The sequence below is a fragment of the Mucilaginibacter sp. genome, from assembly GCF_036383575.1.
GTDB lineage: Bacteria > Bacteroidota > Bacteroidia > Sphingobacteriales > Sphingobacteriaceae > Mucilaginibacter.
On the sequence record NZ_DASVOB010000455.1, the window covers coordinates 1 to 3,896 of the forward strand.

Annotated in this window: 3 protein-coding genes and 1 pseudogene; 1 reads left to right on the top strand and 3 read right to left on the bottom strand. The window is 43.6% G+C overall.

Annotated features, from left to right (window positions below; all coding sequences use genetic code 11):
• The 3 genes and pseudogenes from VF500_RS16195 to VF500_RS16205 form a co-directional block, all read right to left on the bottom strand.
• Window positions 1–740 (bottom strand): annotated as a pseudogene (locus tag VF500_RS16195) (cyclic nucleotide-binding protein); the annotation flags it as partial.
• A gap of 492 nt (window positions 741–1,232) precedes the next feature.
• A complete protein-coding gene (locus tag VF500_RS16200; protein ID WP_330860670.1) occupies window positions 1,233–1,976 on the bottom strand; it encodes a LytTR family DNA-binding domain-containing protein in 744 nt (247 codons plus the stop codon).
• A complete protein-coding gene (locus VF500_RS16205) occupies window positions 1,973–3,043 on the bottom strand; it encodes a sensor histidine kinase (protein ID WP_330860671.1) in 1,071 nt (356 codons plus the stop codon). The genes VF500_RS16200 and VF500_RS16205 overlap by 4 nt, the downstream gene beginning before the upstream one ends.
• A gap of 283 nt (window positions 3,044–3,326) precedes the next feature.
• On the opposite strand from VF500_RS16205, the gene VF500_RS16210 reads away from it, so the two are divergent.
• Window positions 3,327–3,896: carboxypeptidase-like regulatory domain-containing protein (locus VF500_RS16210; protein WP_330860672.1), on the top strand; the 570-nt coding region annotated here is incomplete at its 3' end.

The following is a 3,896-nucleotide window of genomic DNA, read 5'->3' on the forward strand; positions in this document are numbered from 1 at the left end:
TTTTCAACATCGTTATCATCCAGCCATTCGGTTATCTCATCTTCAAGCTGGGTGCGTTGTTTGAGGGTGAGGCGGGTATAGCACTCTTTTTTATTAAGGATGTGGAAAAGCTCGTCGGTTAAACCGTCAACCTGTTCGTCGGTGGCCTTGATGGCAAACATACCTTTCAAATGTTCGGGCACCATGCGCAGGTGTTTTCTTAACGATAATGAGTCGCGCACAATGGCTGATGCCGGGTTATTAAGTTCATGCGCCAAACCGGCCGATAGCTTACCTAAAGCCATCATTTTGTCGTTTTGCTGCTGCATGGCCGTAAAATCGCGCACACGGGTGGTCATGATATGAACCAGCGCCTGGGTAAGTTCAAAATGGTTTTGGATCATCTCCATGATCTCGGCTGTGGGGTAACTTAGTATGGTCAACTCGCCGACAGCCTGGGCATAACCTTTGGCTATAAGGCCACGGGAGTAAGGCATATAACCGGTGATGCTTCCTTTTTCAACCAACGTGTAATCACGGCGTGATCCCTGCTGCATCATGAAGAAGCGCATGTTGCCTTCTAATATAAAATGAGGGCCTGATAAGTCCTGGCCAGGCTCCATCAGGTATTCACCATCTTCAAATGTTAAAATCTCGCTTTTATCAATCAGCCACTGCAGCTGATCATCGGGTATATTGGCCAAAGCTTCAAAAGCTTTCAAGTCTGATACGCTTACCTGTAGTTCACTTACCTTTTGCATAATTTAAAAATAGGTAATATTATTCAATGATGTAAAAATGAGGCAAAAAATTGCAATAAGGTGAACCTAACCGCTGATTTTTTTGATTGCGCTGATTTCGTTGATTCCGTCTGTATTTGGATTAAAAGGATTTGAGGTTTTATTGGATTTTTGTGGTTGTGGGATTATCATTTATCATTATTTCCCCCGATTCGTGTCCTCACGAATAGCTTTATGCTATGAAATTATTATTTGTTTGGCGGGTGATCGTGAGGACACGATCACGGGGCAGCGGCTATGCCTGTGGTGGGCGAGATAGCACCGATCATAAGCTGATTTGATTGTCCTGAAGGCGATCGTGAGGACACGATCGCAGGGGAGAGTTGGGGGGGGAGTGGTCGGTGAGATAACACCGATCATAAGCTGAACTGATTGTCCTAAAGGCGATCGTGAGGACACAATCGCGGGGAGTGATTATGAATCCTCACAATCCTAAAATCCTACGAATCATGGTCAGTTCCACTTGCTCAAAAACACCCCAAAGGCTTCCTTATACTGATCGCCAACGGTAATGTTTACTTTGCCTATCTGTAAGGCATTGCGGGTAATGGAATTGATTTTATTGAGCGATACGATAAACGAGCGGTGCACACGCATAAACCGTTTGGAAGGCAGCTTTTCTTCTAGTGCCTTTAAGCTGGTGAGGGAGAGCAGCGGCTTTTCTTTATCCTGGAGATAGATCTTCACATAATCTTTCAAACCTTCAATGTACATGATCTCATTCAGGGCTATCCGCACCAACTGGTACTCGATCTTTAAAAACAGGTATTCTTCCTCAACAGGTTCAGCGGCTACGGCAGTTGTCGGGTTATTTGAGCGGTTTACCAGTTCAAAATAACTTAAGGCTTTGTTTGAGGCATGCAAAAACTCTTCATAATTAAAAGGTTTAAGCAGGTAATCGAGCGCATCAACCCGGTAGCCTTCAATAGCAAACTGGTTGTAGGCGGTGGTGAAAATAATACGGGGTTTATTAGCCCCGCGACTGTCAAGCACCCGGGCCAGTTCCATGCCATTAAGGTTAGGCATCTGGATGTCGAGGAAAATAAGATCAACCTTTTGATCCTGTAAACCTACCAATGCTTCAACCGCGCTGCTGTAACGACCTATCAAATTAAGAAAGGGTGTTTGCTCAATAAAAGCACAAACCAGCCCCAGCGCCAGCGGCTCGTCATCAACGGCTATGCAGTTAATTATCATGACAGGTTAAGGGTTAAATGAACAATATAGGTATTGGCAGCGGTATCTTCATTAATATCCAGCGTATACTTGCCGGCATAAAGCAGATCGAGCCGGCGAATGGTATTGGTTAGGCCGATCCCTTTATTTTCACCAATGTTCGGATTATGGTCTTTATAAATGCCGTTCTCAACCCTTAGTTCCAGCACGTCTTCATGCTGATCGATAATGATCTTGATTGAACTTGGTTCTGTAGCGCTGATACCGTGTTTAAAGGCGTTTTCTACAAAGGGTAAAAAAAGCATTGGGGCAACGGTTACATCATTTGCCTGTGCAGGTGGAGTAAACGTGACCGTTACTTTTTCGGTAAGGCGCAGTTCCATAAGGCTGATATAATCCTTGATGAAAGCTATCTCCTGGCTTAATAGTGCAGTGCCATGCTGGGTATCATACAACACATACCGCATCATACGCGAAAGCTGGTGCAGCGCCTTGCGCGATGTTTCGGCATTAACATGCGTAAGTGCGTAAATATTATTAAGTGTATTGAAAAAGAAATGCGGGTTGATCTGGGCTTTCAGGAATGATAGTTCGGAGCTGATCTTGTCCTGCTCCAGTGCCTGGCGCAGGCGGATATCCATCTGCCATTTTTGAATGGCGGTAATACTGGTGCTGATCCCTAAAACCAACGCCACTATAACGGTACCGAAAATATCCCAGCCGCCACGGTCTTTTGGTTTAGGCGGACGATGCTGCCGGTGAAAAATAGCTTCCATATGCTCATGCATGTGCAGCGCTTTATCGGCCCAGCTGTTGAGTAGTAAAAAAACTATTACAACACCTACAACCGCTATAAAATACATGCCGGTGCGGTCATGTAACAGAAAGCGCGATACAAGTAACTTACTGTTAAAATAATAGGCTGCTACAAGCATAAAAAAGGTAACCGCTTGTTTAACCCAAAACTGGTATGGAAATTCAACATTCCAGGTAAGGGGTTGGTAGAAGAACAACAGCAAACCAAAAACTACCCATATTAAAATATGGATTAGGATGGTGATGGTATTGCTTTTTGATTTAAGGCTCATTGAAAGAGTTTACTGTAAGTACACTAAAAATAAATTTACATATATAATTCAGCAATATTACAAATCAATAAGGCTTTAAGACAATCATAATCGCCCGGGAGGCAAAAAATACCGATGAGCGCTTTGATCTGATCTTTAAAGGCTTTCATTAACCTTTCATAGGATAACTAACCGTTTTTATAGGTAAAAAGCGGTGTCCCGTCTATATATAAGGAGTGCCCGTCTATTGTGTTTTTTACAGTAAAAATAATGCTATTGTTTTGTCGCTGTTAATCAGCATAAAATGAAAATCCTATACTCCTTAGTAGTAATAATTGCCTTGGCGTTTGCAATACCATTTAACGCTAATGCCGAACCCGGTCGTACGGTTACGGGTGTCGTAAAAGATTCTACCGGTTACCTGGTTGCCGGTACCAGCGTAAAAATGCTTACCGGCACCGATAGTACCACCGTTATTACCGCTGCCGATGGTACTTTCACCTTTAACAATGTAACAGCGAGCCAGTTTAGTTTGGTTTTTAGTTCGATAGGTTATCAGCCGCTCAGGCGCAGGTTTGTGCTTGCTAATGATAACAAGTCGGCCAATTTGCCTCCGGTTATCCTGAAAATAGAAACTACGATGCTTAACACCGTTGTTATTGCGGATGTGAATCCGGTAAAACTTAAGGAGGATACCATTGAATTTAACGCTGATGCCTACAAGGTACGTGATAATGCTCCTGTTGAAGATGTGATCAAAAAGCTGCCCGGTATGGACGTTGATAAAGACGGCAACATAACTGCCCAGGGTAAAAGTGTTACCAAGGTGCGTGTTAACGGAAAGGATTTTTTTGGAGGCGACGTTAAAACAGCC

Excerpts from the sequence above, each read along its gene's own strand:
- VF500_RS16200 (WP_330860670.1), bottom strand. The coding sequence starts at position 1,976 with ATGATAATTAACTGCATAGCCGTTGATGACGAGCCGCTGGCGCTGGGG.
- VF500_RS16205 (WP_330860671.1), bottom strand. The coding sequence starts at position 3,043 with ATGAGCCTTAAATCAAAAAGCAATACCATCACCATCCTAATCCATATT.